The sequence below is a fragment of the Streptomyces sp. NPDC043685 genome (assembly GCF_056436585.1).
Map to the genome: position 1 here is coordinate 254,726 of NZ_JBWKCH010000010.1, position 26,244 is coordinate 280,969.

Below are 26,244 nucleotides of genomic sequence, written 5' to 3' on the forward strand. Positions count from 1 at the left end.
GTCAGTCGGCCAAGTCTTCCCGCGCGCAGCGGGCCCTTCGGTCACGGCATGGACCGCAGGGGCGGGTGCTGCGTCGTTATCCCTGAGGGCTGGAGCAGTGGCGGAGGTTCGGGGCCGGGATCCTCGGTGACAACGACGCCGGCGGCCGCGCGATCGAAACCGGCCGGCCAGCGAGTGTGCTCGCTGGCCAGCGCGCCGGTCAGACGTGCCTGGAGCAGGTCGGCTGTGCTCAGGTCGGAGCCACGCAAGTCGGCCAGGCGAAGGTCGGCGCGGCGGAAGACAGCGCCGCCGGCGTTGGCCTTGCGCAGGTTCGCCTCGCGCAGGTCGGCCTCGGTGAAGTCCGCGTCCCGCAAGTCGGTTTCGACCAGCCGGGCGCCCCGTAGGTCGGCCAGAACGCAGCGGGCCCGGCGCAGGATCGCCGTCTTGAGGTCGGCATGCCGCAGGTTGACTGAGACGAGGGACGCCTGCGTCAGGTTGGCGCGGTACAGGCCCGCCGCCTCCATACAGGACCGGTCGAGGTTGACCTCATGCAGCCACAGTCCGTCGCAGTCGGCCCGGCGAAGGTCCGTGACGCTGAGGTTGACCCAGGACTGCTGCCGGGGTTGCAGCAACAACACGCCGAGCCCGGTCAGCGCCACCTGGGCGTCGGCGGCGCGGACCTCCAGCGGCACAACGTCGTTGATAGGCACGTCCGTCGCCGGAGCTTCCGGTCCGGTGGGCGGCCACGGCAGGTGTGTACGCAGGTAAGCGGCCTGGATGGAGATGACGGCCTCGCGATCACGGGCGGAGTGCTCCGCGATCCGCCACAGCGCGTGGAGTCCGCCGATGCGTGTTTCCAGCTTGTCACTGCCGAGCTGATCGACGGCTGTGCTGAACCGGTCGGTGATATAGCCCTCCTGGGTGGCGCGCAACCCGTCCTGGCTGACGCGCAGTTGCCGCCACGTGGCGAACGCGCCGAACAGCACGACCATGCCGCCCACGGCCTGCAGAAGTGTCGTACGGACGTCATTCACCGCTTTCAGCCGGTCCTGCGCGGCGACGCTCGCCCCGGCAAGATCGTGGTCGACCACCACACCCGGTAGGACGACGAGCACCGCGCCCAGAACGGCCAGCCCCGCTGTCCCGGCCAGCAGGGCTGCGATCGCACGATACTTGACCAGCCGGTCTCGCCACGGCCTGCGACCGCGGCCCGGATCCCCCATCTCCATGGTCACGGGAGCCTAGGCGCCGCTCAAAAAACGATCAAGGTGTACGACTTCGAGCGGCTGGGCTCAACTGCCACTGGCCCGACGGATGACCATGACAATCCATGATCTCCCTCTTTCGGATGTGGGGGTGTGGTGCGTTCAACCGTGACGTACTTTCGATCATGTTTCGGGATAGGAGCGCTCCCATATCGCACAGCCTGCACCCCGGAACACGGCTCGGCAATGCGCGCTTGCACCACTTCCGCCTCGCTCAGAGGCGGTCGAGTTCCTTGGTGCCGCGGCCGAGGTAGGTGGCCTCACCCGGCTCGGGGACGTCGATCTCCACGAAGCCCATGCGGTCGTAGAAGGCCCTGGCCCGAGTGTTGGCGGTGGCCATGGAGAGGTGGACGGCCGGCACTCCCCTGTCCTGGAGCGCTTGGAGGAACGTCCGCATCAGGCGGCGCCCGTGGCCTCGGCCCTGCCAGTCGGGCAGCAGGTCGATGTGCAGATGCGCGGGGTGGGCGGCCAGTTCGGGCAGCACCATCCGTTCGGGGTGGTGCAGCAGACCCGCGATCACCTCGTCGGGCGTGCGCGGCGGCCGGGGCGGCTCCGGATAGCGGCCGGCCACCAGGGGCAGCCACGTCGCGCGGAACTCCTCGGCGAAGCGCCGGGTGTCGGCCGTGCCGAGGATGTAGCCGACCGCCCGCCCCCGCCCGTCGTCCAGCACGAAGGCGAGCTCCGGCTCCAGCAGGACGTACGGCGCCGCGAAGGCCGCCGGGAACACGCCCGGGTCCGCGTAGTGGGGGCGGCTGTCCTCGCCGTGGTGCGCGGTGCGGATGCAGATGTCGTCGAGGGCGGGGCGGTCCTGGGGGCGGTACGGGCGGATGGTCGGCGGCGTGGTCATGACCGCAATCGTGCCCGGCGTGGGAGCGCTCCCTCAACCCCGTCCCGTGCCTGCTTCGACACGCGCTGCTTAAGGCCCTCGCCAGGGGTTACCCGGCTCACATGGTGAAGCTGCATATTCCGGGACGAAAAGAGCACCCCGAGACCGAGGCCCCGCCTCCGGAGGACCCGCGCCCCCGGTCCGGGTCGGACCGCGAGTCTCCCGAGGCCGAGGCTGCGGCCGAGCGCCGGGACGCCCCCGAGACGGACCGTCGGCTGACTTCCGAGACCGAACGCCGGGACGTGCGGGAGACGGACCGCCGGGGTGGCTTCGGTGCGGAGCACCGGGAGGGCCCTGAGACGGACCGCCGCCTGGCGCCCGAGGCGGACCGCCGCCAAGCCCCCGAGACGGACCGTCGGCTGGTGCCCGAGGGTGACCGCCGTAAAGCGTCCGAGACCGACCGCCGGGAGGTTCCTGCCTCCGCCTCCGAGGAGCCCGGGCCGGGCCCCGAGGTGGAGCGGGCCGCGCCGGACTCGCTGGCCGACATGCCCCGCAAGTCGTGGGGCGCCGTCCTCAAGGGCAGTCTGCGGGAGTTCAAGGACGACGAGCTGACCGACCGGGCGGCCGCGCTGACGTACTACGGCGTGCTGGCGCTGTTCCCGGCGCTGCTGGTGCTGGTGTCGATGCTGGGCCTGACCGGCCGGTCGACCACGGACAAGGTCACCGAGAACGTCCGCGAGCTGGTGCCCGGCTCGGCGGGCGACATCATCACCCGGGCCGTTCAGCAGCTTCAGGGCAACGCCGGCATCGGCTCCCTGATGGCCATCGTCGGTCTGGTGCTGGCCGTGTGGTCGGCGTCCGGCTATGTGGGGGCGTTCATCCGCTCCGCCAACGCCGTCTACGACATGCCCGAGGGCCGGCCGGTGTGGAAGCTGCTGCCGATGAGGGTGGGCGTGACGGTCGTGCTGCTGGTGCTGGCCGTCATCAGCGCGCTGATCGTGGTCTTCACCGGAGGCCTCGCCCGGCAGGCCGGAGACGCGCTCGGCATCGGCGACACCGCGCTGACGGTGTGGTCGATCGCCAAGTGGCCCGTTCTGGTCCTGCTGGTCGTCTTCATGATCGCGATCCTGTACTGGGCGGCCCCGAACGCCAAGGTGAAGGGGTTCCGCTGGATCACCCCGGGCAGTTTCCTGGCCCTGCTGATCTGGATGGTCGCCTCCGCCGGCTTCGCGGTCTACGTGGCCAACTTCGCCTCGTACAACAAGACCTACGGCACGATGGCCGGTGTCATCGTCTTCCTCGTCTGGCTGTGGATCACCAACCTGGCGATCCTTCTGGGCCTGGAGTTCGACGCGGAGACGGTGCGTCAGCGGGCCATCGCCGGCGGGCATCCGCCCGAGGCCGAGCCGTACACCCAGCCGCGTGACACCCGGACCTGGGACGAGCAGGACCGGCGCCGCCTCGAGGAGACCTGATCCGCCGGGCGGGTCAGCCCATGAGGCCGGCGGCGATCGTCGCGCCCAGCTCCCAGCAGCGTTCGAGGCCGCCCTTGTCCGGTTCGCCGGTCACGGTCACGGCCTCGGCGCCGCGTCGCCAGCCGAGGCCCGTGGTGACCGACTCGATGGAGCGCACGGCCCCGGTGACGTCGTTGCCGCCGTGCACCCAGTAGCCGAAGGGCCGCCCGCGGGTGGCGTCCAGGCACGGGTAGTAGATCTGGTCGAAAAAGTGCTTGAGAGCCCCGGACATGTAGCCGAGGTTCGCCGGGGTGCCGAGGAGGTAGCCGTCGGCGGCGAGGACGTCGGAGGCGGAGGCGGCCAGCGCGGGCACGCGGACGACCCGGACGCCGTCGATCTCGGGGTCGGTCGCCCCGGAGGCGACGGCTTCGAACATCGCCTGGCAGTGCGGCGAGGGCGTGTGATGGACGATCAGCAAGGTGGACACGGCACCCGACCATGCCGTCAGGGCCCCGTCACCGCAAGCGGTGACGGGGCCCTGGTGTCTTTCGCGGTCGCTCAGCGGTTGCCGCGACGGCGGATCAGCAGGAAGGTCACGAGGAGGGCGCCGGCGCCCGCCAGCAGGGCGGTCCGGTGGTCACGCACCTGCTGCGGAGCCTTGTCCTGCCAGACCTGTTCGGCCTGCGCGGCCTTCTCCTTGGCGCCCTGCGCGGCGGCCGCGCCCTTCTGCTTCACCGGCTCGGGGAGCTTCTCCTCGACCGTGTGGGCGACGTGCGCGGCCTTGGCCTTGGCCTGGCCGCTCCATTCCTGGGCCTTGGCCCCGGCCTGCTCCCGGACCGCGACGGCCTTCTCACGGGCGCGGGTCTTGACGTCGGCCCGGTCCGCCAGTGCCTGGACGGTGTCGCCGAGCTCGTGACGGGTCTGCTCGACCTGCTCGCGCAGCTCCTCCTGGCTGCGGGCGGTCGGCTCGTCGTGCGGGGGCTGGGTCATCGCTGTGCACTCTCCTTGATCTCGGCCACGTCGGCCTTGACGCTGTCGATGGTCCGCTGCGGGGTGGGCGGGGCGGCGCTGCGCACCTGCTTGCGTCCGGCCAGCGCCGTCAGGCCGGTGGCGACGGCGAGGACGGCCGTGACGATCAGCGCGGCGGCCCACACCGGCAGCGGTACGGCAAGGGCGGCGATCACCGTGGCGACCAGGGCCTGAAGGGTGACGAAGCCGAGGACGCCGGCTCCGCCGAACAGGCCACCGCCCTTGCCGTAGCGCTTGCCCTTCTCGGTCATCTCCGCCTGGGCGAGGCGCATTTCGCCGCGCACCAGTTCGGTCAGCTGCTCGGTGGCCCGTTGCACCAGCTCGCCCACCGGCTCTTCCCCGGCCGCCGGCGCGCTCCCCGTGGGGGGAGCGGCGGGGGCCGTGCGGTGCGTGTCCGTCATGGCGATCACCTCCCGGTCCGTAGTTGTGGGCCGGGTACCAGCGACGGCGGAAAGAACACCTGGTCGCGCGACTTTCGATGACGATGAGTGAGCGGAGCGAAATCCGGTACCCGTCCGTCGCTCACGTACGAGAGAGGGAGGTATCGCCTTGTCGCAGGTAGAGGAATCCATCGAGGTCCGCGTGCCGGTGCACACCGCGTACAACCAGTGGACGCAGTTCGAGTCCTTCCCCCAGTTCATGGACGGTGTCGAGCGCGTCGAGCAGCGCACGGACACCCTGACGCACTGGGTCACGAAGGTCGGCGGACAGGCGCGGGAGTTCGACGCGGAGATCACCGAGCAGGTCCCGGACGAGCGCGTCGCCTGGACCACCGTGGGCGGCGAGGCCCGGCAGGCCGGTGTGGTGACGTTCCACCGCATCCAGGCCGACACCACCAAGGTGATGCTGCAGATGGACTTCGACCCGAACGGTGTGGCCGAGACGGTGGGCGACAAGCTCGGGTTCGTGAAGCGGCAGGTCTCCGGCGACCTGAAGAGGTTCAAGGACTTCATGGAGGCCCGCGGTACGGAGACCGGCGCCTGGCGCGGCGAGGTCTGACCTCGCGCCCGAAGGCCGCCACCCCGCACGGGGTGGCGGCCTTCCGCTGTGTTCGGGCCTATGCCGCCACCGGACCGGCGACGCCGCTCTGCAAGAGGTCCCGGGTCTGCCGGCTCAGGTCGCCCAGGCGCAGGGCGAGTCGGGCCGCTGCGTCGTAGACGGCGTGGACGGCCCGCAGGCGTTCCAGGCGGGGGGCCAGGGCCGACAGGGCGATGGCCAGGGCCACGCCGGCCCAGGCCACGGGCCCGAGGGGGGTGCAGCCGAAGAAGTGGCTGACGCCCGGGGTCTGGACGAGGGCGGCGAGTACGGCGGCCGAGCCGAGGGCGGTGACCCACACCAGGGTGCTGTGGCGCCGCCCGGAGAGGGTCTGCACGAGCTGGGCCCCGACCACGCCGCACAGGGCCATGGTGGTGGAGCGGCGTTCGGTGCCGGGGGTGAGGCGGCCGATGAGGTACGCGGTGACCGCGCCGAGGCAGGTGGTGATGCCGCGGCGGCGGATGGAGCGCAGCAGAGGCGCGCCGAGGACGTCGAGGCCCATCGGGCCGGTGGCGGCGTGTTCCGCGGTCGAGGGGTCGTCGCTGGGGGTGACCGCGACGGCCATGGCCGGGAACATGTCGGTGAGCAGGTTGACCAGCAGCAGTTGGCGGGTCGACAGGGGCGAGGCGCCGGCGAGCAGGGTGCCGAGGACGCTGAAGCCGACCTCGCCCGCGTTGCCGCCGATGAGGATGCTCACCGCGTCGGCGACGCTGCGCCACAGGGCGCGGCCCTCGACGACCGCGTCCACGAGGACGGAGAGGTCGCCGGTGGTCAGCACGAGGTCGGCGGCGTTGCGGGCGGCGGCGGAGCCGCGGGACTCGACGCCCACTCCCACGTCGGCGGCGCGGATGGCGGCGGCGTCGTTGGCGCCGTCACCGGCCATCGCCACGACCCGGCCGGCCTGTTGCAGGGCCTCCACGACGTGCAGTTTCTGCTCGGGTGCGACCCGGGCGATGACGCCCGCCCCGCGCAGGACCCGGACGCGTTCGCGGCGCTCCATGGCGACGAGTTCGTCGCCGGTCACCGCCTCGGTCTCCTCGGGCCAGCCCAGTTGCAGGGCGATGGCGCGGGCGGTCTCCGGGTGGTCGCCGGTGAGCATGACGGGCAGGATGCCGGAGCGGCGCAGTTCCGCGAGGAGGGCGTGCGAGGTGTCGCGGGGGACGTCGGCGAGGGCGATGAAACCGCTGAACTCCAGGTCCGCGAGCACTTGGTCGAGTTCGGCCTCGGCGTCGTCGGCCCGGCAGGCGCGACGGGCGACGGCGAGGACGCGCAGTCCCTGCCCGGCCAGTTCGTGTGCGGTGTCCCAGGCGTGTCCGGGCAGGTCCCGGCAGGCGGGCAGGATCGTCTCGGGGGCACCCTTGACGACGAGCAGCTCCCCCATGCCGGGGTCGCCGTCGCGGCCGACGGCGGCGGCGTAGCCGCGGCGGGTCTCGAAGGGCAGTTCGCCGGTCGGGGCCCAGTCCTGGTCGGGCGGGGCGACGTCGAGGACGGCCTCGTCGGTGGCGTGCGCGATGCGGCGGCCCTGGCCCGTCTCCTCCTGCGGGCAGGCGCGGGCGGCCAGGCGTACGACGGGTGCGGCCTCCTCGGTGTCGGTGGCGAGGACGGTGCCGTCGGCGGTGGCGACCCGGACCATGCGCAGCTTGTTCTCGGTGAGGGTGCCGGTCTTGTCGAAGCAGACGGTGTCGACGCGGCCGAGCGCCTCCAGGGTGCGTGGGGTGCGGACCAGGACGCCGCGGCGGGACAGCCGTCGGGCCGCCGCCATCTGGGCGACGGTCGCGACGAGCGGGAGGCCCTCGGGGACGGCGGCGACGGCGACCGCGACACCGCCGCTGACGGCGCGTCGGACGGGGCTTCCGCGCAGCAGGGACAGACCGGTCACGGCCGCGCCGCCGGTGAAGGTGACGGGCAGGGCCTTGCGGGTGAGTTCCTGGAGCCGGGCCTGGACTCCGGCGGGCGGTGGGGTGCGTGCGGCGAGGGTGACGGCCCGGCCGGCCTCGGTCTGGTCGCCGGTGTCCACGACGAGGGCGGTGGCGCGTCCGGCCACGACGGTGGTGCCCTCGAAGACCATGCAGGTCCGCTGGGCCACCGGCAGGCCGGGCGTGGCCTCGACGGACTTGGTCACCGGCAGGGATTCGCCGGTGAGCGCCGACTCGTCGACCTCCAGGCCGTCGACGTCCAGCAGCCGGGCGTCGGCGGGTACGACGTCGCCGGCGCCGAGGCTGATCTCGTCGCCGGGCCGCAGCCGGGCGGCGTCGACGGTGATCGTGCGCCGGCGGCTGTCCTGCTTGCGGGCTTTGGGCTGCTGCCGGGCGGCGAGCCGGGCCAGGGCCTGTTCGGCGCGCATCCGCTGGAGTCCGCCGGTGACGGCGTTGAGGTCCATGGCGCCGACGACGAGCAGCGCGTCGACGACCGAGCCGAGCAGCGCGGAGGCGACGGCGCCGGTGGCGAGGACGGGGGTGAGCGGGTCGTCGAGTTCGCGGCGGACGGCGCCGGCCGCCTGCCACGTCCAGCGGGCGGGGGTGGCGACGGGGTGGCGGGCCAGGCGTGCGGCCTGCTGCTTTGAGCGGTCGGCGAGCAGGGCGAGTCCGCGGGGCTCGTCGTCACCGTCGGCGCGCCCCAGCCGGTCGCGGGCCTCGTCGGGTTCCAGGGCGTGCCAGGGGATGTGCAGCCGGGGCGGGGGCGGGGTGGCCCGGGCGACGCGGGTGGCTTCGAGCCAGCCGGTGATCAGGGCGTTGGCGGCGGCGATGTTGACGGGCGCGTGCCGGGAGAGGGGCCACAGCAGGTGCCGGCCCGGGGGCTGTCCGCCGCGGGCGACGAGGAGCCCGGAGAGCGCCGCGCCCGCGCGGGCCAGCGTCTGCGAGCGGCGGCCGACGCGCCGGGCCGCCGGGATGGCGGTCAGCAGCCGCCAGACGTCGGCGAGTCCGCCCGGGGCCAGCACGTCGACCTCCCAGCAGACGGCGGACCGGCCGTCGGTGAGGGCGATCGCCACGTCACCCGCGGGCAGTCCGGCCGCGAGGTGCCGGTCGCCGGACTCGTCAAGGCGGGCGACGGTCACGACCACGCGCCCCTCGGCCTGCAGGGCCCGGACGACGTCCGCGAACGGCTTGGCGCTCGGGGCGACCTCGTCGGCGAGCCGGGTGATGTCCTTCAGGTCGGAGCCGCCCGCGATCACGACGTGCAGTCCTGCCCGGCGGGCGGCGTCCAGCACGGCCTCGGCGAAGGGGTGGACCGGGTCGTCGGGCAGGCCGTCGCCGGTGTCGTCGTGCCGCAGGCTGCGCAGGGCGTCGGCGTGCAGGACGAGGGCGTCGGCGATCTCCAGTTGCCGCAGGCGCTCCCCGTTGCGCAGGAGCATGCCGGCGTGGGCGAGGTAGGTGCCGAGGGTGGCGCCGAAGGCGGCCGGTCCGTAGCGGGCGGCCTTGGGGGATCCGGCGAGGACCGCTTCGGCCGCGTCCGTCGCGCTGTGGGTGACGAGGAGGGTGGCGGCGGCGCCGGCGAGGCTGCCGGTGCTGGCGTGGGAGGCGTACTCCGCGGCGGGGGTCACCTTGAGGGGCGGCCGGGCGCCCGTGGGGCCGGACAGGCTGGTGCGCCGGTGGTGGCAGACGTCGTCGTGCAGCGCCTCGAAGGCCGCGGCGCGGGCCACCGCCTCGACGAGCTGGTTGCCGCGTAGGACGCCGTCGAGCACGAGTGCCAGCGGGGTCTGGCCGACGCCGTGGGCGGCGGCGTTGGCGGCGGCGAGGACGAGTTCCATGCCGGACGCTCCGAAGCGCCGGCGCAGGACGGCCCGGAAGCGGGGGTTCTCGCGCAGCAGCGTGACGGTGGCGGTGATGATGCGCGAGCCGGGGGGCAGCCGCAGCGACCGGCCGGCCAGGGCCCCGGCCGCGCCGGCGGCGTCCAGCAGGATCGCCGCCGCGCTGACGCGCACCTCGGCGGGGTCGCCGGGGTGGCTGGTGTCCCGGAGGTTGGGGTCGACGCCCTCGTCCATGCCGAGGCGGGCCGCGAGTGCCGTGGCCCGTTCGGTGACGCGGTCGGTGGCGGCGTCCTCGGCCAGGGTGACGACCAGGCGGGCCAGTCCCCCGTCCCAGTACGCCGTGAGCACGTCCGGGTGCTCGACCAGCTCCTCGGCGACCTGGCGGGCGAGCGTTTCGGCGTCGCCCTCGGAGTGCCGCAGGGCGAGGTGGAGGCGCTGTCCGGCCTTCCAGTGCTGTCCGCCGGTCAGGGCGTTGCGCGCGACGTTGCGGACGCGGCGCGTGGTGTCGTAGACGGACGTCGCCGACCGGGCTGTGCCGCGGGCGGCTCCTGCGGCCGCGCCGGCCACGGCCCCGACGAGTGGGGCGACGTCGAAGCGTGTGAGCATCTGCTGCTGTCCCGACTCAGCCGGTGGGGCGGCTGTCGTGTCCGGTCCGGGGGCCCTGGACGGGCTCCTCGCCGTGCGGGTGGTGGGTTGTGGCCTCGGCGACCTGCTTCAGCGCGGAGGCGGTGGCGGTGTCGCCGACCTTGGCGGGCTGCTCGTGGACGTGCGGGTCCGGCCGCTCACGCCGGTAGTGGGAGGCGGCGAGTCTGCCGCCGGGGCCGTAGGAGGAGGTGTCCTGGTCGTCGGACCCGTGCTGGGAGCGGTGGTGACCGGCCTCGCCGGTGCCGGGTGCGCCGTTCGGTGACCCGTCGTCGGGCCGGGAGGGGCGCGGCTGGGTCAGCCAGGCGACGGCCGCGCCGGTGACGGCCACCGGCCATTCCACGACGCCGGCCACGCCGAGCACTCCGGCCCCCGCGTAGACGGCCATCCGGCGGCCGCGCGGCGAGACCGCGCCGATCCTGTCCAGCGCGTCGGTGGCCGCCTTGCCCACCTGCTCGGCACCCGGCAGATGCCTCAGTCCCGAGGCCACGGCCCGCAACGGCTGCGGAAGATCGGACGAACGTGATGTCTCCTGGTTCATGTCGACCTCCACAAGCGCGGCGTCCAGTGGCTTCATCCGGTTTCCCAGCTCTTTGCCCCATATTCCGCCTTTGGATGGGTATGCGCTTGTCTTGTTCGGCCGGGTCCGGCGGGCGGGAGGTCAGACGACGGTCTCGCCGTCGTGCACTCCGCCCATGCAGCGCTTGGTGTAGCCCTGTGTGCCGTCTCCCACGGCGGAGATGATGATCATGCCTCCGCCGGCGACGCACTGGCCGGCGGTGACGTCCGCCGGCAGGGTGGCGGCCCGGGCGGGCACGGCGAGCAGGGACACGGCCAGGGCGGTGAGCAGCGCCTGGAGCAGTGTGCGCATGGGGGCTCCTTCTCCGAACGGGCGGCCGGATGGTCCGCCGTATCAGGCTCGCCAGCACGCGCGGGTGCCGCCACCCGGGGGCGACGCCCTCCGGTGGGGCCGGGACCCGCGGTCCGGCACCGAACCGGCCCCGGATGTGCGGGACTTCGTCGCGAAGATCCGTCTCCGCGGCCCTGCCGGCGTCCGGGCCGGGGCGGGTGACGGGCCCGGTCGGGCGCTCTTCGGAAGCCGTCCGTGTCGGGGCGAAAGCTCCGGGTACTCAGTGCAGGCAAACAGCCGTCTCGGGTCCGGGCACCGCACGGGAGCGACGTGTCCGGTTCGGCGAAGGAGTGGTCATGACGCAGAACGGTGATGACGCGACGCTCGTCCGGCGACCGGGGATCCCCGATCTCCGGACGGCACCGGACGGGGACGAGCCCGCGCCACCACAGGACCCGCAGGCCGACGAGCCCCTGCAGGAACTCCCCCAGGACCGCAACCAGGCGCTGCTGGAGGCGGCGAAGCAGGTCGGCGCCCTGCTGAAGCGCAAGGGGCACCTGTTCGCGCTGGCCGGCAGCGTGGCCGCGTATGCCCACGGCGGTGAGAAGAACCTCCAGCACGACGTCGACTTCGCCATCCGCCCCGAGGACGCGAAAGCCGTGGCGGCCACGCTCCACGAGGCCGGGCTGACGGTCTACACCCCGCCGGAGGACTGGCTGATCAAGGCCACGTGCTTCGGCCAGCCGGTGGACATCATCTTCGAGCTGGCGCACCGGCCGGTCGGCGCGGACATGCTGGAGCGGGCGGAGGAGCTGTCGGTCGACTCGGTGCGCATGCCCGTGCTGGCCCCGACGGACCTGCTGTGGAGCCTGACCGCCGCGTTCTCCGAGCACCACTGCGACTTCGGGGCGGCCCTGCCGATCGCCCGCGCCCTGCGGGAGAAGGTCGACTGGGACCGGGTACGGCGCGAATGCGGGGACGAGCCCATGCCCGCGGCCTTCTTCTTCCTGCTGGAGCGCCTGAACGTCATCTGAAGGAGCACCCCATGAGCACCCACGGTTCACAGGACGCGGGCGGCGGGCCGCCCGCCGAGAACCTGGACTACCGCATCGCCCACCTCCAGGACCGCCTCGCCGCCGGCGAGCTCGGCGAACTGGGCGTACGGGTCGAGGCCCGCGGCGAGGCGGTGCTGATCACCGGCACCGTGCCCTCGACGCCCTGCCGGGACGAGATCGTGCGCACCGTCCACGAGGAGCTCGCGGGATTCCCCGTGCACAGCGACCTCGTGGTCACCGAGGCGTCCTCCCCCGACCACGCGGAGGAACTGTCATGATCCGCATCGCGGCCGTCGGAGACATCCACATGGGGCCGGACAGCCAGGGGGTGCTGCGGCCCGCCTTCGAGACCCTGCCCGAGTGCGCCGACATCCTGCTGCTGGCCGGGGACCTCACGCGGCACGGCACCCCCGAGGAGATGCGGGTGGTGGGCCGGGAGATCCAGGACCTCGCCGTCCCGGTCGTCGCCGTGCTCGGCAACCACGACCATCACGACGACCGCCCGGACGAGGTCACGGCCATCCTGCGGGAGGCCGGCGCCCATGTCCTGGAAGGGCAGGGCACGGTCGTCGAGAGCGGCGGTGCCCGCATCGGCGTCGCCGGGACCAAGGGGTTCGGCGGTGGCTTCGTCGGGCGCTGCGCCGGGGAGTTCGGCGAGCCGGTGATGAAGGAGTTCGTGCGGTACTCGCGCCGGAGCGCGGACGGCCTGCGCACCGCGCTGGAGGAGCTGGACGCGCAGGGCTGTGACGCGCGGATCGCCCTGACCCACTACTCCCCCGTCGCGGACACGCTGGCGGGCGAGCCGCTGGAGATCTACCCGTTCCTGGGCAGCTACCTGCTGGCCGAGGCGATCGACACCGCCGGTGCCGACCTCGCGGTGCACGGGCACGCGCACGCCGGTACGGAGCACGGCATGACGAGCGGTGGCGTGCGGGTGCGCAACGTCGCCCAGCCCGTCATCGGACGGGCCTTCCACGTCTACCACCTGCCGGTCCGGGAGCCCGCCACGACCGGCGGCGCCGCCCAACAGGCCCGCTGAGCCACCCCTTTCCCCTCCGCCGCCGGCGAACGCCGGCGGCGGTTTCGTTTGCCCGCTCACCGGGCGCGCCGCACCGCCGGTGTACCGCCTGTGGTGTGAACCCCCCGCACGTCGTGCCCGTTTCAGGCATTTTGTCTGCTTAGCATGCGAGCTCCGCGCTCCGCACATCGGCGATGTCCCCACGCGTCCGTCCGGGGCGCACGTGCCCCGTACGAGAGGACATCAGATGGCGCTGACGGGCCGTCAAACATCACCGTCCGAGCATGCCTTCTCCCCGCACGACGCCGTACTGCGCAGTGCGGCGCCGCACGTCGCCCGCCGTCGCTTCCTGACCGTCACGGCGGCCGCCGCCATGCTCGCCTTCAGCACCAACCGGCCCGCGCGCGGCGCCACCGCCGCCCGTGAACGCGACGCGGCCCGGATCACCGACAACCCCTTCACGCTCGGTGTGGCCTCCGGGGACCCGCTGCCGGACTCGGTGCTGCTGTGGACACGGCTCGCGCCCCAGCCGTACGCCGAGGACGGCGGCCTCGGCCAGGAACGGGTCGCCGTGTCCTGGGAGGTGGCGATGGACGAGTGGTTCGTCCTCGTCGAGCAGGAGGGGACCGCCACGGCCCACCCCGAGTACGCCCACAGCGTCCACGTCGACGTCAAGGGCCTGCGATCGGACAGCGAGTACTACTACCGGTTCCGGGTGGGCAGCTGGATCAGCCCCGTCGGCCGCACCCGCACCGCCCCGGCGCCGGGCAGTGACGCCGACCGGCTGCGGCTGGCCGCCGTCGCCTGCCAGGCCTACCAGGACGGCTACTACACCGCCCACCGGCACCTGGCGCAGGAGGACGTCGACGTGGTCCTCTTCCTCGGCGACTACCTGTACGAGTACGGCGTCGACTCCGCGGGCGGGGCCCGCCGCTACACCGACCGCAAGCTCCCCGACGTGTTCAACCACGAGGCGACCACGCTCGCGGACTACCGGCTGCGCTACTCGCTCTACAAGAGCGACCCGGACCTCCAGGCCGCGCACGCCCAGCACCCGTTCGTCGTCACCTGGGACGACCACGAGACCGAGAACAACTACGCGGGCGCCTACGACGAGAAGGGCAGCGCCCCGGCGGACTTCCTGGTGCGCCGGGCCGCCGCCTACCGGGCGTACTGGGAGAACCAGCCGCTGCGCGCCGAGCAGCTGCCGAACGGGCCCGACGCCCGGCTGTACCGCCGGCTGGCCTGGGGATCGCTCGCCCAGTTCGACATCCTCGACACCCGTCAGTACCGCTCCGACCAGGCCTACAACGACCGGCCCCACGCACCGGGACCAGAGTCGGACGATCCGGCCCGCACCCTCACCGGCGCCGATCAGGAGCGCTGGCTGCTGGACGGCTGGCAGAAGTCGAACGCCCTGTGGCACGTGATGCCCCAGCAGGTGTGTTTCTCCCAGCGCAAATTCGACCTGACGGCGCCGGCCCGGGTGTCCATGGACGCCTGGGACGGCTACCGGGCCTCCCGCGACCGGGTCATGGCGGGCGCGAAGGCCGCGGGCATCTCCAACTGGATGGTGCTCACCGGCGACGTCCACGTCGGCTACGCCTTCGACATCAAGGAGGACTTCGACGACCCGGCCTCCGGGACGGTCGGGACGGAGTTCACCTGCACCTCCGTCGCCAGTGGCGGCGACGGCACCGCCAAGCCCGCCGACTGGGACACGTACATGAAGGCCAACCCCCACATGAAGTACTACGACGGCCGGCGCGGATACGTCCGCGTCGACATGGACCGCGAGACCGCGCAGGTCGACTTCCGGACCGTCCCGGCCATCACCACGCCCGGGGGCGGCATCACGACGACCGCGTCCTTCGTCACCGAGGTGGGTTCGCCCGGCCTGAAGTCCGCGTGAGGCGTCCGCCGGTACTGCACATGGCGCCGTTCCCCGCACCAAAGCGCGAACCGGGGCGGCCCGGGACATCACCCCGGGCCGTTCCGGCAAGGCCTGCACGAAGTCGCGTCGACGACCGCGACACCCACCGAACCACGCACACAACGCTGTGATCGAAGGAGACGCATCGCATGGTCCACAGACATGCCGTGACCGGTCGCCGGGTGGCGCTGACCGCGCTCGGCGCGCTCGTCGCCACCGGGATCCCGGTGGCCGTGGCGGCCGAGCCGACGCCCGCGGCGGGCCCCCTGCCCTCGGCCGCCCAGACCCTCGGCGCCGACCGGCCGTCGGCACCGGTGCTGCGCGCCATGGAGCGCGACCTCGGACTGACTCCGGCCCAGGCGTCCCGGCGGCTGGTCAACGAGGCGGAGGCGGGCACCCGGGCGGGCCTGTTGCGCAACGCCCTGGGTGACCGCTTCGCGGGGGCCTGGCTGCGGGGCGCCACGTCGCAGGAGCTCGTGGTGGCGACCACGGACGCCGCCGACGTGGCCGCCATCAAGGCGCAGGGCGCGAAGGCGGCCGTGGTGAAGAAGACGCTGCGCGACCTGCGGGCCGCCAAGGACAAGCTCGACGCGGCGGCCGCCCGGGTCAGCACCCGCGAGACCCCCCTGTGGTACGTCGACATCCCGGCGAACCGGGTCGTGGTGGAGGCCGGGACCAAGACCGCCGCGGCCGCGTTCGTCAAGGCCGCCGGCCTCGACGCCAGAAATGTGAGCGTGAAGGTCACGGCGAACCGGCCGCGGCTCATGGAGGACGTCACGGGCGGCGACGCCTACTACATCGACGGCACCGCCCGCTGCTCCATCGGCTTCTCCGTCACCAAGGGCGAGCAGGAGGGCTTCGCCTCGGCCGGCCACTGCGGCAAGCCGGGCGCCAAGACGACCGGGCACAACAAGGCGGCGCAGGGCACCTTCCAGGCCTCCGTCTTCCCCGGCAAGGACATGTCGTGGGTGGCCGTCACCGACCCGTGGAAGGCCACGCCGAACGTGAAGGGCGAGGGCGGCCAGCCGGTGCAGATCACCGGTTCGGTCCAGGCGCTGGTCGGGGCGGCGATCTGCCGCTCGGGCTCCACCACGGGGTGGCACTGCGGCAAGGTCGAGCAGCACGACACCAGCGTCAGCTACGCCGAGGGCAAGGTGGACGGTCTGACGCAGACGACGGTGTGCGCCGAGCCGGGCGACTCCGGCGGGCCGTACGTCTCGGGCGTCCAGGCCCAGGGCGTGACGTCCGGCGGTTCCGGTGACTGCTCGACCGGCGGCACCACGTTCTACCAGCCGATCAACGCGCTGCTGAGCGAGTTCGGCCTCACCCTCAAGACGGCCGAGGCGGAGGACCCTGCGCCGCAGGGCAACGTCGCGCAGACGTGGGCCGCGGGCCGGGTCTACGAGGCCGGGGTCACCGTGACGCACGCGGGTGTGCGCTACCAGTGTTTGCAGACCCACCAGGCCCAGGGCCCCTGGGCGCCCACCGGCACCCCCGCCCTGTGGCAGCGGTTGTGACGAGGGGTCAGGGCTGTCCGGTGCCGGCGCGGCCGCTGCCGCCGGTGCCGGGCGGGCCCCGCTACTCCTCCGCCAGCAGCGCGTACGCGGCGGCGACGAACGGGTCGTGGGCGCGGAAGCGGCGGGTGCAGACGGCGGCCAGTGCCGTGCCGGTGTCGGGGCGGAAGCCCAGGAAGGCCTGCTGGCCCAGGGTCGCTCCGCTGTGGAAGTACATCGGCCCGCCGTCGGTGGGGTGACGGAACCAGGCGATGGTGTGCACGTGCCGGTGCGACAGGCCCCGGCGGAGCACCGGGCGCCGGACCGCGCGCAGCGCCGGGGCGAGCTCCGGTGGGGCGTCGTCCGGGTACAGGTGGGCCTCGAGGAAGGTGAGCAGGTCGTGCGGCGTGGCGCGGACGGCGCCGGCCGCCTGGAAGCCGCCGGCGTCGAAGGGGGGTACCGGTGTCTTGCCGTCCTTGCCGTGTCCGACGGCGTCGAGCCCGGAGCCGTCCGCGCGCAGGGCGGTGCCGTCGAGGCCCAGCGGGCGCAGCACCTGCCCGGTGAGCAGGTCCTCCCAGCCGGTGCCGGTCGCGGCGGCCAGGGCGTGTCCCAGGACGGCGACGCCGTAGTTGGAGTAGCACCAGCGGGTGCCGGGGCGACGACGCTGCCGGTGGCGCAGGTAGGCGTCGACGACCAGGTCGGCCGGGAAGCGGGCGTAGGGGTTGGTGTTCCAGCCGGGCAGGGCCCGGAGGAAGAAGCCGGGCGGGAGGGCGGGCAGTCCCGAGGTGTGGGTGATCAGGTGGGCCAGCGTCACGGGGGTGGCGCCGACCGGCCGTCCGGGGTCCAGCAGGGCGGTGGCCGGTTCGCCTCCCGACAGGGCGCCGGTATGGATCAGCCGGGCCAGGAGCAGGCCGGTGAGCGTCTTGCCGGCCGAGCCGATCTCGTGGCGCAGGTCCTCGCGGGGCAGCGGTGGGGGCGGTGCGGTGCCGCCGCTCAGGACGGTGCGGTGGCCGTGTCGCGAGAGGGCGAAGACGACGTCCGGGGCGTCGGAGGCGGTGACGGCGTCGGCGAGCCGCTCGGCCGGTCGCGGGTCGGCCGGAGAGGCGTCCGTCGCCGGCACGCGCAAGGCCTGGGCCGTGGAAGCGGCTCCAGGCGAGGTGTGCGGTGAGCGCGCGGCGAGCGGGAGCGGCGTCGGACGCGGGGCCGTGTACACGGCGTTCGCGGCCGGAGCCTCGTAGGCCGGTGCCGGGGCGTCACCGTCGAGCGGTTCCGGCTCGCCCGGCCACGGGGACGGCCGACGGGACGTCATGACGCGGGCACCAGCCCGGACAGCGCACGGGACGTGGCCAGCACCGAGGCGAACGCGGCGACCAGCGTCGGGTGGTAGACGATGTCGAACACCTCGTCGGGCGTGCCCTCGGGCATCGTGCGGATGGCGGGCATCGCTCCGTCGGGCTGCTGTGCGGCGGCGAAGGCCTGCCAGGCGCGTTCGTCCAGGGTCGGGCGGGGCAGGCAGGCGTCGACCACGAGGAGTTCTCCGAGCAGGTCCCACCGTTCCAGGTCCAGCCAGTCGTCGATCCAGACCGGCAGCCAGGTGGCGAGGTAGTCGGCGATGTCCGGCGGCAGACCGTCGGGGTCCTCCCCCCAGTCGGTGAGGTGGAAGACGGTGTGGGTGATGTCGTAGGCGATGTGGCCTTCGACGGTCCAGGGTTCCGGGGTGCGCGCCAGCCAGGTCGTGCCCACCAGGTCGGCCTCGGGCGGGCGGGGGGTCAGTCCGTAGCGGCGCTGGAAGGCGGACAGGCCGAGCCGCCGGGTCGGGGTCGTCTCGAAGGCGACCCAGCTGTCCAGCCGGTGGTTGAGGACGGCCGCCCGTTCTACGTCCGGCTGGCTGTAGCCCAGTTCCTTGAAGGGGAGGTACACCTCGAACGGGATGGGTGAGATCGGCTCCGTGCGCTGTCCGCGGACCAGCATGGTGCCGCCGTCGAGCGTCTCGCGCCAGGCGTGGTCGAGCAGTTGGCGCGCCAGCTGGGCCTGGCGCGAGCCGGCCACTCCCTCGCGGAAGAGCACCTTGCAGATCAGGGCCAGTTCACCGACGGGCTTGAAGCGCTCCAGGAAGCCGATCTCGGGGTCCACATCGGGTTCCAGGCGGAATCCGTCCCGGTGGGCCCACAGCCATTCGATGGCGCCCACCCCGACGGTGTGGATCAGACGGGTGTCGGTCATACCGGTGCTCCTTGTCCGGCGGTGAGTGCCGCCGCGAAGGCCGCCATGAGGGTGGAGTGGTAGTGGTGCGCGAAGTACCGGTCGGGGTCGCCCGCGTCGTTCTCCTCGGGGAGTGCGCCGGACGGGTCCTGTGCCGCGGCGATCCGTTCCCAGGCGTCGCCGGGGACGGTGTCGTCCGGCAGCCCGGGCACGCCGGCCGCCACGGCGAGCAGTTCGCAGGACAGGTCCCACATCCGCGCGTCCAGGCAGGTGTCGAGCCAGGGCGGCAGCCAGTCGGCGAGGTAGGCGGTCAGGTCGGAGGGGAAGCCCTGGGGCGCGCGGCCCCAGTCGGTGAGGTGGAAGACGACGTGGGTGAGCGCGTAGCCGGCGGACCGTTCGAAGGTCCATGGCTCGGGCAGACCGCCCAGCCAGGTGCGGCGCAGCACCTGCTCGCCGGGGTCGTCCCGGTGGACGCCGCCGTGTTCCTCCGCCTTGAGGACGCCCAGGCGGCGGGTCGGTTCCTGCTCGGTGAGCCGCCAGCCTCGAGTGCGGGCGACGGTGGCGGTCGCGGCCTCGTAGGCGGGGTGCCGGAATCCGGCCGCGGCCAGGGCGGCGTAGACCTCCAGCGGGTAGGTGGCGAAGGGCTCCAGGCGTTGCAGCCGGAGGAACAGCTCGCCCTCGCCGGTCTGCTGCCAGGCGAAGGCCAGCAGGTCGGCCGCGCAGGTGTGCAGCGGGTCGCCGGGGGGTGTGCGGCGGATGACGCTCGCGCAGACCTGGGCCAGTTCGCCGAGCGGCTTCCAACTGCTGTTGACCTGTCCGTCGACGGCCAGCGCGTCGTCGCCCAGGGCGAAGTCCGCGCGGTGCGTGGACGCCCAGGCCAGCGCGGCTCGCGCCACCTGCCGGATCCGCGGGGACTGTGCCGTGGTCACACCGGCACTCCGGTGCGCAGGCGGCGGGCCGCCGCCACCTGGAGTTCCACGAGCGGGTCGTGGCCGGCCATCAGTTCCACGAAGTCCAGGCCGGTTTCGAGTCCCAGTGTCTCGGGGACGCCGTGCAGCAGGGTGAGCCAGCGGCCGGCACCGGCGGCCTGCCGCCAGTCCCTGCGGCGCACCGCGCGCACGAATCCGCGGGCCACGTCCACGGGGCGGCCCTGTGCGGCGCGGGACACGGCGCAGTCCTCGCCGGGCAGGGCGAGGGGGGCCAGTACCGCCAGTTGATGGGTCAGGACCTGCCAGCTCGCGACGTCGAGCCATTCGGCCCCGGGTTCCGTGCCGTCGGCGATCCCGGCGGCGGACGGCGGGTCGAGGCGGCGCAGGGTGCGTGCCATGGCCCAGTGGCTCCACAGCACGGTGGGGGCCGCGTCCGCGCGCGGCGGGAAGGACTCCACGGACTTGCGGAACACGGCGAGTTCGTCCGGGTCGGGCGGGGTGCCCAGCAGGACGGCCGGCAGCAGCGCGTCGGCTCCCAGCACGCGGACGGCCGCGAGTACGAGGCCTCCCTCCTCCACGTCGACCGGCCCGGGTGCGGCCGCTCGCGCGTGGTCTCCGCCCCGAAGGGCGGAGACCACACCGGAGGCGAGGTCCTGCACCGCGCCCTGCAAGAGGGTCGAAGTGCCAGACTGCTCCATTGACTACTCCCGTCGATCACTAGCCCTTCTTCGGGCGCGGGGTCGGCGGCGACAGCAGCAGCTTGGTTGCCCCGGAGGACAGAGCCAGTGCTGCGCACTCACGGCTGTCGCGGTAGACGCCGTCGAGTTCCGCCGGGTCGAGTGCCGCCTCGATGTCGACGCTCGGCACACCGGTCAGTTCTTCGATGACCTTTTCCTTGGAAGGCATAGCACCATCTCCCTGAGCTGAAGCGAGTACCTTCACCTTCCGGATCACCGAAATCCGGCAAAGCATGCCAACTTTCTCAGAATTCACTTAAATAACATTTTCAACATCTGACCCATCAGGAGCCACCTCGCGGGCCATGACCCGCAGCGTGCGCATGGAGGAATCGGCCGCGTCCGGGATCAGGACGCCGTGCTCCACGCGCTGCGGAGGCAGTCCAGCACCGCGTCGGTGATGACCTCGCCGGGAGCCACCGCGGGGACGCCCGGCGGACAGGGGCGGGTCATCTCCGCGGAGATCCGTCCCCGGCCCGCTCGGCGGGCACGTGCTCGACCGGGACGTCGGCAACGTCAGCACGCGGGTGCCGGCCATCCACCCGTTCGTCGCGATCATGGGCGAGGACGGTTCCGACCACACGCCGGAGTCCGCCGGGGCGGCAGCCTCGCCCCGGGCCCGCGAGGTGCTGGTGGCGGCCACCGAGGCCCTCGCGTGCACCGCGGCCGACGTCCTGCTGTCGGGGGAACTGCGCGAGCGCGCGTGGGCACGGCACCGGGCGGTGTGAGTGGTTCGGCTCCGGCTGGGGAACCCGGCGAGCGCTGTACCCACCGACTCCCTGGAGAGGGCCATGAGTTTGTTGCGTGTGCTCGGCCGCCCCATGCTGGCCTCGATGTTCCTCACGGGCGGCATGAACTCCGTCCGCGATCCGAAACAGGTCGCCGACGCCGCCGAGCCTGTCGTCCGACCCGTCACCGAACGCGTCTCGGCCCTGCCGGACCGCACCGAGCAGGTCGTGCGGCTGAGCGGCGCGGTCCAGGTCGTGGCGGGGCTGATGCTGGCCACGGGGCGCATGCCGCGTCCGGCCGCGCTGGCCATCGCCGCCACGCTGGTGCCGACCACACTGGCGGGGCACCGTTTCTGGGAGGCGGACGACCCCGAGGAGCGGGCGCAGCAGCGCATCCACTTCTTCAAGAACATGTCCATGCTCGGCGGCTTGCTGATCGCCGCCGACGACACCGGCGCGCGCCCCTCGGTGGTGTGGCGCGGCACGCACGCGGCCCGGGGTCTGCGGCGCGACGCGGGTCTGGTGCGCCGTTCCGTGCGCGCCACCGCCCGCCCGGCCGCCGCGGCCGGTCGCGTCCGGGCCAAGCTCCCCGCCTGAGCCGCCGGGCGGCACCGGCCGGACCGCGCGTTAACCCCGAGAGGCCGGGGGGACCCGGGCGCTGGAGGTGAAGGACATGGGACACGGAGGAAACGTCATCGACGAACTGGTGACCGATCACCGCGAGGTCGAGGAGATGTTCGGCAGGATCGAGGCACTCCCGTCCGGCCACCAGGACCGCAAGATGTACGCCGACCAGGTCACGATGGAACTCGTACGCCACTCGGTGGCCGAGGAGGCCTACCTCTACCCCGCCGTACGCGAGCACGTGGCGGGTGGGGACGCCCTGGCCGACCAGGAGCTGCGGGATCACGCCACGGCCGAGCAAATCATGAAGGATCTGGAGGGCTGTGACGCGGGCGACGCCGACTTCGACCGGCTGATGGGCATGCTGATGAGCGAGATCCGCTCGCACATCGCCGACGAGGAGGGCAACCTCTTCCCCCGGCTGCGGCAGGCCTGTCCGATGGACACGCTCGACGAGCTGGGCGACAAGGTGCGCAAGGCGAAGAAGACCGCCCCGACCCGGCCGCACCCGGCCGCGCCGGACAAGCCTCCGGCGAACAAGCTCCTGGCTCCGGGCGCCGGCATGATCGACCGCCTGCGGGACGCGCTGAGCGGCCGCGGCTCGTCCGAGTAGGTCACCGCTCCGAGCAGGACACCGCAGGCAGCTCACCGCAGGCAGCTCACCGCGCGAGCGGGGCCCGTCGCAGAGGCGACGGGCCCCGCTTCCGTGTGCGTGTGATCAAACGCACTACGGCCTCAACACATGTGCGCGCCAGGGTGTTTGGGAGGCCTCGGGCGGCGGGCCGGGGCGAGGTGGAACCGCTTGTCCGGTCCCCTCTGCCACGATGGTCGGCGCCGTACCCGTCGAGGGACGCCGCCGTGCAGCGCCGCCGGTGTGACACGCTCCCTCGTCCCCCTCCTGCTGAGTCCTCCGACTCGTCTTCGAGTACCGCACTGTGTCTACCTTCCCCTCCCCCGCCCTGCCTGCCTCCCGTTCACCCTGGCGTGCCCTGCGGTACCGCAGCATGCGCTGGTGGTCCGTCGCGAACTTCGTGTCGAACGCCGGTACGTGGATGCAGCTCACCGTGCAGAACCTGCTGGTCCTGCAGATCACCGGGTCCGCCGCCGCGACCGGGCTGTCCATGTCCGTGCAGGCCGCCCCCGCGCTGCTGATCAGCGTGGTGGGCGGGGCCGCCGTCGACCGGTGGCCCCGCAAGCTCACGGCAGCCGTGAGCCAGGCGGTGCTCGGCATGATCGCGTTCACCACGGCCGTTCTCGTGGCGCTGGACCGGATCGACATGACCTCGCTGATGGTGCTGGCCGCCGTCACGGGCGTCGTCGCGACCGTCGACAACCCGGCCTGCGCCCTGCTGGGCAACGACCTCGTGCCGGCGGAGGACGTGCCCTCGGCCATCGGGGTCGGCGCGCTGGTGCACCAGGCGGGACGGCTGGTCGGCGCGGCCATGGCCGGTGTCGCGGTCGGGTTCCTCGGCACGTCCGCCGCCTACTTCGGCAACGGGCTGTCGTTCCTGTTCGTGGCCGCGGTCATCCCGTTCCTGCGCCCCGCGCCCGGTGCGGCGCCGCAGGACGCCCCGGCCCCGGAGCACACCGGTGCCGACCTGACCGTGCGCGAGGGCCTGGCCTACTTCGTGCGGCGGCCGCGCCTGGTCGCCCTGGCAGGGGTGACCGGGATCAGCTCCGTGTTCGGCCGCAACTACGGGCTGACCCTGGCCGTGCTCGTCACCGGGCCGCTCGCCGGAGGCGCCGGGGCGTTCGGCACGGTGTCGACGGTGCTCGCCGTCGGCGGCATCCTCGGGGCGGTGCTCGGCGCCCGGCTGCGCCGGCCGTCGGTGCGGCTGGTGGGCGCGCTCGCGGCCGCCGGGGCACTGTTGCAGGTGGTGGCGGGGCTGTCACCGTCGATGGCGGTGCTGATCGCCCTGGTGCTGCCGATGGCGGTGGTGGAGTCCGTCTCCGACACCGCCGGTACGGCGGTCCTCCAGACCGACCCGCCGCCGCATCTGCGGGGCCGGGTGCTGGGGGTGTGGGGCAGCATCGGCACGGTGTGGGGTCTGGGCGGCCCGCCCGCACTCGGCCTCCTCATGGAGCTGGCCGGGCCCCGCGGCGCCCTCGTCACCGGCGGGCTGCTCATCGCCGGCGCGATCGGAGCGGGCTCCCTGCTGCGACGGCGCCGTCCCACGGCCCCGGTGATGCTCCGCACCGAGGAGCACGACATGCCGGTCAAGCCGGCGCTGAGCCCGGCGGCCTGAGGGCCCCCGGCCGGGCATCCGGAGGCCGAAGAGCTCGAACGCCCGGCACGCCAGGACGCGCCGGCCGGTGGCCCCGTGCCGCCGATGCTCCTCCCAGAGGAGCACGACATGCCGGTTAAGCCGGCGCTGAGCCCGGCGGCCTGAGCGCGCCCGCGCCCTCGTCACCGGCGGGCTGCTCATCGCCGGCGCGATCGGGGCGGGCTCCCTGCTGCGACGGCGCCGTTCCACGGCCCCGGTGATGCTCCTCACCGAGGAGCACGACGTACCGGCTCAGCCGGCGCTGAGCCCGGCGGCCTGAGCGCGCCCGTCCGAGTTCCTGGAGCAGCTGCCACGGGCTGCCCGGGCCGGGCCGAAGGCGGAAGCCGTCGGCCGCATGCCCGGCGGCGAGGGCGCCGGCGTCGCCGTGGGCCTACCTTCCCAGCGCCTCCTCCGCCGCCTTCGCCGCCCGGCGGGCCAGCAGGGTCGTGGAGCGGCCGTCGAGGTAGGGCAGGACGACGGCCTGGCCTCCCCAGGCGCGCAGTGTGCGCGCCTCGGGCAGGTCCTGGACGGAGTAGTCGCCGCCCTTGACCCAGACGTCCGGCCGCAGCCGGGCCAGGACCGCCTCCGGAGTGTCCTCCTCGAAGACCACGACGGCGTCGACGCTGCCGAGCGCGGCCAGGACGCGGGCCCGGTCCGCCGCCGGGTTCAGCGGGCGGCCCGGCCCCTTGCGGCGGGCGACGGAGGCGTCGGAGTTCAGGCACACGATGAGGCAGTCGCCGATGCGCCGGGCGCTCTCCAGCAGACCGACGTGACCGGCGTGCACCAGGTCGAAGCAGCCGCCGGTGGCGACGACGGTGCCGCCGCGGGCCCGGACCCGCTCGGCGAGACCGAACGCGTCGGTCTCGGGCTCGTCCTCGGGACGGGGCGCGGGTTCGGTCCGCCACAGGTCGGGGTTGCCCGCGCCGCCCGCCGCGACGAACGCGGCCGCCTCGGCCACCGCCCGCTGCACCGCCTCCTCGGGGAGCAGTCCGTCGGCGAGGGCCGCCGCCGTCGTGGCGGCGAAGCAGTCGCCCGCGCCGCAGGGGTCCCCGGCGGCCCGGTAGGGCACCGGCACGAGCATCGGGGTGCCCGAGCCCGGCCGGGCCAGCAGCACCCCCCGTTCGCCGAGGGTGACGGCGACACCGGCGGCCCGCCAGCGCTCGGCCAGCCGCGCCCCCCGCTCGGCGTAGGCGCCCAGGGTGGTCCCTCCGGAGCCCGGATGCAGGGCCCGCGCCTCCGCCGCGTTGGGGGTGACCAGCCGGGCCCCGGGCACGGGCGGGTCGCCCTGGGGGTGCGGGTCCCACACCAGCGGGGTGCGGCGGGCGACGTCCTCGAGGAGCGGCCGCAGGGCGCCCGCGGTGTGCCGGCCGTAGTCGGCGACGAGCACGGCGTGCGCGTCGGCCAGGGCCGCACGGACCGTGTCACCTGGTTCGCCGGGGGTGCCGCCGCCCCGGTCGATGCGGACGACGGGCCGCCCGCCCGCGAGGACGCGGGTCTTGACCGGCAGAGTGCCGTGCAGCGGGATCTCCAGCAGCCGGACCCGGCCGCGCAGGTCGCGCCGCACCGCCTCGCTGGCGTCGTCGTCGCCGAGCGCCGTCACCAGGACCACGTCCCGGCCACCGCGGGCGGCGAGAGCGGCGGCGAGCCCGGCACCGCCCGGGTGGCGGCGGTCGCCGGTGACGTCGACGACGGGGGCCGGGGCGTCCGGGGCGAGCCGGGTGGAGACACCCTCGATGTCCTCGTCGAGCAGGACGTCCCCGACGACGGCCAGAGGACGCGGGCCGGTCATGAGGTGCTCCCCCGGGTGAGGACCGCGCGCCGGGCGAGCGGAGTGGACACGGCCGTGTCGAAGCATTCGCAGAGCAGGTGCACGGCGACCAGGTGGGTCTCCTGGACGTTGGCGGTGCTGCCGGCGTCGACGCACAGCGCTTCGTGGGCGGCTTCGGCGAGGGGGTTCGGGCCACGGCCGGTCAGGGCCCACACGCGCAGTCCGGCCTGCCGGGCGGTGACGGCGGCGGCGATGAGGTTGGGGCTGCGGCCGGAGGTGGAGAGCAGCAGCAGGATGTCGCCGGGGCGGCCGTGGGCGGTGACCTGACGGGCGTAGACGTGGTCGAAGCCGTAGTCGTTGCCGATGGCGGTCATGCTGGACGTCTCGGCGTGCAGCGCGAGCGCGGAGTAGGCGCGGCGTTCCTGGCGGTAGCGGCCGACCAGTTCGGCGGTGAGGTGCTGGGCCTGCGCGGCGCTGCCGCCGTTGCCCGCGGCGAGCAGCCGGCCGCCGCCGCCGAGGACGTCGGCGAGCCGGCCGCCCCAGTCGGCGATCCGGTCCAGGCCGTGCGTGCGGAACCGGGCGAGGGCTTCCTCCAGGGACCGGCAGTGCAGGCGCGCGGCTTCCAGGGCGTGGTGTGCGGAGGGTTCGCTCATGTCGGTCGGGCG

General features: G+C 73.7%; 26 protein-coding genes and 1 pseudogene. 11 read left to right on the top strand and 16 right to left on the bottom strand.

The window, feature by feature from the left end:
* Window positions 1–41: 41 nt before the first annotated feature.
* A complete protein-coding gene (locus AC0665_RS30720; protein ID WP_478706280.1) occupies window positions 42–1,208 on the bottom strand; it encodes a pentapeptide repeat-containing protein in 1,167 nt (388 codons plus the stop codon).
* 250 nt (window positions 1,209–1,458) lie between these two features.
* The gene (locus AC0665_RS30725; RefSeq protein ID WP_468413842.1) at window positions 1,459–2,091 is read right to left on the bottom strand and encodes a GNAT family N-acetyltransferase; all 633 of its coding nucleotides are present in this window, start codon (window positions 2,089–2,091) and stop codon (window positions 1,459–1,461) included.
* 401 nt (window positions 2,092–2,492) lie between these two features.
* On the opposite strand from AC0665_RS30725, the gene AC0665_RS30730 reads away from it, so the two are divergent.
* Complete coding sequence (locus tag AC0665_RS30730; protein WP_478706281.1) at window positions 2,493–3,545, top strand: YihY/virulence factor BrkB family protein; 1,053 nt, start codon at window positions 2,493–2,495, stop codon at window positions 3,543–3,545.
* A gap of 13 nt (window positions 3,546–3,558) precedes the next feature.
* Here AC0665_RS30730 and AC0665_RS30735 read toward each other — a convergent pair whose 3' ends face one another.
* From AC0665_RS30735 to AC0665_RS30745, 3 genes are all read right to left on the bottom strand, one after another.
* Window positions 3,559–4,011 (bottom strand): flavodoxin family protein, encoded by a 453-nt coding sequence (locus tag AC0665_RS30735; RefSeq protein ID WP_478706249.1) that lies wholly within the window; start codon window positions 4,009–4,011, stop codon window positions 3,559–3,561.
* A gap of 71 nt (window positions 4,012–4,082) precedes the next feature.
* Complete coding sequence (locus AC0665_RS30740; protein WP_478610476.1) at window positions 4,083–4,514, bottom strand: DUF3618 domain-containing protein; 432 nt, start codon at window positions 4,512–4,514, stop codon at window positions 4,083–4,085.
* On the bottom strand, window positions 4,511–4,954 hold the full coding sequence (locus AC0665_RS30745) for a phage holin family protein (protein WP_478511048.1): 444 nt from the start codon (window positions 4,952–4,954) through the stop codon (window positions 4,511–4,513). The genes AC0665_RS30740 and AC0665_RS30745 overlap by 4 nt, the downstream gene beginning before the upstream one ends.
* Before the next feature lie 148 nt (window positions 4,955–5,102).
* On the opposite strand from AC0665_RS30745, the gene AC0665_RS30750 reads away from it, so the two are divergent.
* On the top strand, window positions 5,103–5,552 hold the full coding sequence (locus AC0665_RS30750) for an SRPBCC family protein (protein WP_468413834.1): 450 nt from the start codon (window positions 5,103–5,105) through the stop codon (window positions 5,550–5,552).
* A gap of 58 nt (window positions 5,553–5,610) precedes the next feature.
* Here AC0665_RS30750 and AC0665_RS30755 read toward each other — a convergent pair whose 3' ends face one another.
* From AC0665_RS30755 to AC0665_RS30765, 3 genes are all read right to left on the bottom strand, one after another.
* Window positions 5,611–9,942, bottom strand: coding sequence for an HAD-IC family P-type ATPase (locus tag AC0665_RS30755; protein WP_478706250.1), 4,332 nt, complete (start codon window positions 9,940–9,942; stop codon window positions 5,611–5,613).
* A 16-nt stretch (window positions 9,943–9,958) separates the two neighbouring features.
* Window positions 9,959–10,555, bottom strand: a complete 597-nt coding sequence (locus tag AC0665_RS30760; protein WP_478610481.1) for a hypothetical protein — start codon at window positions 10,553–10,555, stop codon at window positions 9,959–9,961.
* Between the two features lie 84 nt (window positions 10,556–10,639).
* Entirely contained in the window at window positions 10,640–10,849 is a 210-nt protein-coding gene (locus AC0665_RS30765; RefSeq protein WP_478610483.1) for a hypothetical protein, read from the bottom strand.
* 335 nt (window positions 10,850–11,184) lie between these two features.
* On the opposite strand from AC0665_RS30765, the gene AC0665_RS30770 reads away from it, so the two are divergent.
* The 5 genes from AC0665_RS30770 to AC0665_RS30790 all read left to right on the top strand — a co-directional run bounded on the left by AC0665_RS30770 (window position 11,185) and on the right by AC0665_RS30790 (window position 16,351).
* A complete protein-coding gene (locus tag AC0665_RS30770) occupies window positions 11,185–11,862 on the top strand; it encodes a nucleotidyltransferase family protein (protein WP_468413826.1) in 678 nt (225 codons plus the stop codon).
* Between the two features lie 11 nt (window positions 11,863–11,873).
* Window positions 11,874–12,161, top strand: a complete 288-nt coding sequence (locus AC0665_RS30775) for a hypothetical protein (RefSeq protein ID WP_468413824.1) — start codon at window positions 11,874–11,876, stop codon at window positions 12,159–12,161.
* Window positions 12,158–12,922, top strand: coding sequence for a metallophosphoesterase family protein (locus tag AC0665_RS30780; protein WP_468413822.1), 765 nt, complete (start codon window positions 12,158–12,160; stop codon window positions 12,920–12,922). Before AC0665_RS30775 ends, AC0665_RS30780 begins: the two co-directional genes overlap by 4 nt.
* Window positions 12,923–13,148: 226 nt before the next feature.
* The gene (locus AC0665_RS30785; protein ID WP_478610485.1) at window positions 13,149–14,813 is read left to right on the top strand and encodes an alkaline phosphatase D family protein; all 1,665 of its coding nucleotides are present in this window, start codon (window positions 13,149–13,151) and stop codon (window positions 14,811–14,813) included.
* A gap of 170 nt (window positions 14,814–14,983) precedes the next feature.
* A complete protein-coding gene (locus tag AC0665_RS30790) occupies window positions 14,984–16,351 on the top strand; it encodes an alpha-lytic protease prodomain-containing protein (RefSeq protein ID WP_478706251.1) in 1,368 nt (455 codons plus the stop codon).
* Window positions 16,352–16,412: 61 nt separating this feature from the next.
* On the opposite strand, the gene AC0665_RS30795 is transcribed toward AC0665_RS30790, so the two are convergent.
* The 6 genes from AC0665_RS30795 to AC0665_RS30820 all read right to left on the bottom strand — a co-directional run bounded on the left by AC0665_RS30795 (window position 16,413) and on the right by AC0665_RS30820 (window position 20,648).
* Complete coding sequence (locus tag AC0665_RS30795; RefSeq protein WP_478706252.1) at window positions 16,413–17,636, bottom strand: serine hydrolase domain-containing protein; 1,224 nt, start codon at window positions 17,634–17,636, stop codon at window positions 16,413–16,415.
* Window positions 17,633–18,550 (bottom strand): DUF6895 family protein, encoded by a 918-nt coding sequence (locus AC0665_RS30800; RefSeq protein ID WP_366053391.1) that lies wholly within the window; start codon window positions 18,548–18,550, stop codon window positions 17,633–17,635. The genes AC0665_RS30795 and AC0665_RS30800 overlap by 4 nt, the downstream gene beginning before the upstream one ends.
* Window positions 18,547–19,458 carry a DUF6895 family protein gene (locus AC0665_RS30805; protein ID WP_478706253.1) on the bottom strand — a complete coding sequence of 304 codons (912 nt, stop codon included), beginning with the start codon at window positions 19,456–19,458 and terminating at the stop codon, window positions 18,547–18,549. The genes AC0665_RS30800 and AC0665_RS30805 overlap by 4 nt, the downstream gene beginning before the upstream one ends.
* Window positions 19,455–20,156: a hypothetical protein gene (locus AC0665_RS30810; protein ID WP_468639412.1), complete on the bottom strand. Its 702-nt coding sequence runs from the start codon at window positions 20,154–20,156 to the stop codon at window positions 19,455–19,457. Before AC0665_RS30810 ends, AC0665_RS30805 begins: the two co-directional genes overlap by 4 nt.
* A 19-nt stretch (window positions 20,157–20,175) precedes the next feature.
* Window positions 20,176–20,364, bottom strand: coding sequence for a hypothetical protein (locus AC0665_RS30815; RefSeq protein ID WP_366053388.1), 189 nt, complete (start codon window positions 20,362–20,364; stop codon window positions 20,176–20,178).
* A gap of 179 nt (window positions 20,365–20,543) precedes the next feature.
* Window positions 20,544–20,648 (bottom strand): hypothetical protein, encoded by a 105-nt coding sequence (locus AC0665_RS30820; RefSeq protein WP_478610493.1) that lies wholly within the window; start codon window positions 20,646–20,648, stop codon window positions 20,544–20,546.
* A 50-nt stretch (window positions 20,649–20,698) separates the two neighbouring features.
* On the opposite strand from AC0665_RS30820, the pseudogene AC0665_RS30825 reads away from it, so the two are divergent.
* From AC0665_RS30825 to AC0665_RS30840, 4 genes and pseudogenes are all read left to right on the top strand, one after another.
* A pseudogene (locus tag AC0665_RS30825) lies at window positions 20,699–20,923 on the top strand (amidohydrolase); the annotation flags it as partial.
* 63 nt (window positions 20,924–20,986) lie between these two features.
* A complete protein-coding gene (locus AC0665_RS30830) occupies window positions 20,987–21,520 on the top strand; it encodes a DoxX family protein (protein WP_366053385.1) in 534 nt (177 codons plus the stop codon).
* 76 nt (window positions 21,521–21,596) lie between these two features.
* The gene (locus tag AC0665_RS30835) at window positions 21,597–22,160 is read left to right on the top strand and encodes a hemerythrin domain-containing protein (protein ID WP_366053384.1); all 564 of its coding nucleotides are present in this window, start codon (window positions 21,597–21,599) and stop codon (window positions 22,158–22,160) included.
* A 346-nt stretch (window positions 22,161–22,506) separates the two neighbouring features.
* Window positions 22,507–23,793, top strand: a complete 1,287-nt coding sequence (locus AC0665_RS30840; protein WP_478610565.1) for an MFS transporter — start codon at window positions 22,507–22,509, stop codon at window positions 23,791–23,793.
* A gap of 409 nt (window positions 23,794–24,202) precedes the next feature.
* Here AC0665_RS30840 and rfaE2 read toward each other — a convergent pair whose 3' ends face one another.
* Both rfaE2 and AC0665_RS30850 read right to left on the bottom strand, forming a co-directional pair.
* A complete protein-coding gene (rfaE2, locus tag AC0665_RS30845; RefSeq protein ID WP_478610495.1) occupies window positions 24,203–25,600 on the bottom strand; it encodes a D-glycero-beta-D-manno-heptose 1-phosphate adenylyltransferase in 1,398 nt (465 codons plus the stop codon).
* The gene (locus AC0665_RS30850; RefSeq protein WP_468413802.1) at window positions 25,597–26,232 is read right to left on the bottom strand and encodes a D-sedoheptulose-7-phosphate isomerase; all 636 of its coding nucleotides are present in this window, start codon (window positions 26,230–26,232) and stop codon (window positions 25,597–25,599) included. The genes rfaE2 and AC0665_RS30850 overlap by 4 nt, the downstream gene beginning before the upstream one ends.
* Window positions 26,233–26,244 lie beyond the last annotated feature (12 nt).

Bases quoted from the DNA above. Each gene is read 5' to 3' on its own strand.
- AC0665_RS30745 (WP_478511048.1), bottom strand. From the start codon at position 4,954: ATGACGGACACGCACCGCACGGCCCCCGCCGCTCCCCCCACGGGGAGC.
- AC0665_RS30770 (WP_468413826.1), top strand. From the start codon at position 11,185: ATGACGCAGAACGGTGATGACGCGACGCTCGTCCGGCGACCGGGGATC.
- AC0665_RS30850 (WP_468413802.1), bottom strand. From the start codon at position 26,232: ATGAGCGAACCCTCCGCACACCACGCCCTGGAAGCCGCGCGCCTGCAC.
- AC0665_RS30790 (WP_478706251.1), top strand. From the start codon at position 14,984: ATGGTCCACAGACATGCCGTGACCGGTCGCCGGGTGGCGCTGACCGCG.
- AC0665_RS30800 (WP_366053391.1), bottom strand. From the start codon at position 18,550: ATGACCGACACCCGTCTGATCCACACCGTCGGGGTGGGCGCCATCGAA.
- AC0665_RS30780 (WP_468413822.1), top strand. From the start codon at position 12,158: ATGATCCGCATCGCGGCCGTCGGAGACATCCACATGGGGCCGGACAGC.
- AC0665_RS30795 (WP_478706252.1), bottom strand. From the start codon at position 17,636: ATGACGTCCCGTCGGCCGTCCCCGTGGCCGGGCGAGCCGGAACCGCTC.
- AC0665_RS30740 (WP_478610476.1), bottom strand. From the start codon at position 4,514: ATGACCCAGCCCCCGCACGACGAGCCGACCGCCCGCAGCCAGGAGGAG.
- AC0665_RS30810 (WP_468639412.1), bottom strand. From the start codon at position 20,156: ATGGAGCAGTCTGGCACTTCGACCCTCTTGCAGGGCGCGGTGCAGGAC.
- AC0665_RS30765 (WP_478610483.1), bottom strand. From the start codon at position 10,849: ATGCGCACACTGCTCCAGGCGCTGCTCACCGCCCTGGCCGTGTCCCTG.
- AC0665_RS30785 (WP_478610485.1), top strand. From the start codon at position 13,149: ATGGCGCTGACGGGCCGTCAAACATCACCGTCCGAGCATGCCTTCTCC.
- AC0665_RS30775 (WP_468413824.1), top strand. From the start codon at position 11,874: ATGAGCACCCACGGTTCACAGGACGCGGGCGGCGGGCCGCCCGCCGAG.
- AC0665_RS30720 (WP_478706280.1), bottom strand. From the start codon at position 1,208: ATGGAGATGGGGGATCCGGGCCGCGGTCGCAGGCCGTGGCGAGACCGG.
- AC0665_RS30830 (WP_366053385.1), top strand. From the start codon at position 20,987: ATGAGTTTGTTGCGTGTGCTCGGCCGCCCCATGCTGGCCTCGATGTTC.
- rfaE2 (WP_478610495.1), bottom strand. From the start codon at position 25,600: ATGACCGGCCCGCGTCCTCTGGCCGTCGTCGGGGACGTCCTGCTCGAC.
- AC0665_RS30725 (WP_468413842.1), bottom strand. From the start codon at position 2,091: ATGACCACGCCGCCGACCATCCGCCCGTACCGCCCCCAGGACCGCCCC.
- AC0665_RS30760 (WP_478610481.1), bottom strand. From the start codon at position 10,555: ATGAAGCCACTGGACGCCGCGCTTGTGGAGGTCGACATGAACCAGGAG.
- AC0665_RS30835 (WP_366053384.1), top strand. From the start codon at position 21,597: ATGGGACACGGAGGAAACGTCATCGACGAACTGGTGACCGATCACCGC.
- AC0665_RS30820 (WP_478610493.1), bottom strand. From the start codon at position 20,648: ATGACCCGCCCCTGTCCGCCGGGCGTCCCCGCGGTGGCTCCCGGCGAG.
- AC0665_RS30815 (WP_366053388.1), bottom strand. From the start codon at position 20,364: ATGCCTTCCAAGGAAAAGGTCATCGAAGAACTGACCGGTGTGCCGAGC.
- AC0665_RS30755 (WP_478706250.1), bottom strand. From the start codon at position 9,942: ATGCTCACACGCTTCGACGTCGCCCCACTCGTCGGGGCCGTGGCCGGC.